The 503-nt window shown below is 58.6% G+C and carries 2 protein-coding genes; both read right to left on the bottom strand.

Features of this window, described 5'->3' with window-relative positions; translation table 11 throughout:
- Positions 1–192 (bottom strand): hypothetical protein (locus ABD353_RS40315; RefSeq protein ID WP_344628658.1); only part of this gene is annotated, 192 nt, incomplete at its 3' end.
- Positions 193–301: 109 nt separating this feature from the next.
- Positions 302–503: SMP-30/gluconolactonase/LRE family protein (locus ABD353_RS40310; RefSeq protein WP_344628657.1), on the bottom strand; the 202-nt coding region annotated here is incomplete at its 5' end.

The following is a 503-nucleotide window of genomic DNA, read 5'->3' as shown; positions in this document are numbered from 1 at the left end:
ATTGCCCCACTGTTCCGGCGAGAGCGAGAACTCCTTAGAGATGACCGGGCCAAGGCGCAGGATCATCTCGCGATCGTAGGCGTTAAGCACCCAGATTAGCCAGCAAACCAGTAGCGAAACCCAGGAGAAGCGATGTATCAGCCGCTTTTTGCCACGTTGTTCACCGGCAGGTGTGTGATTGATTGTTGTCATAGTCGTGTTTACTCCGCGGCGTCGCGACAGCATGATGCGCGCCGCCTGGTGTCAGGGTCAGAGTCAGTTCGCCGGGTATTATTGTTATCGCGGCGAGCCGGTGATTCGTTTAGCCGGCGAAGCGCCGTTCCGCTACGCCGGTCACGCCCAGGTCGTAAATGGCGAACAGGCTGCCGCGCAGCTGATTATCTGCCGGGAAGCGCGGCAGGGGCGGCTGCGCCATGGAGGTGACGTACAGCACATCAAGGTTTTCGCCGCCGAACATCACGCTGGTCACTTTTTTCACCGGCATCTCAATGATGCGATCGACC

The sequence above is a fragment of the Kitasatospora arboriphila genome, from assembly GCF_039528095.1.
In the GTDB taxonomy this organism is placed as follows: Bacteria; Actinomycetota; Actinomycetes; order Streptomycetales; family Streptomycetaceae; genus Kitasatospora; species Kitasatospora arboriphila.
Note: the sequence above shows the minus strand (reverse complement) of the source record. Positions and strands in the feature narration are given on the sequence as shown.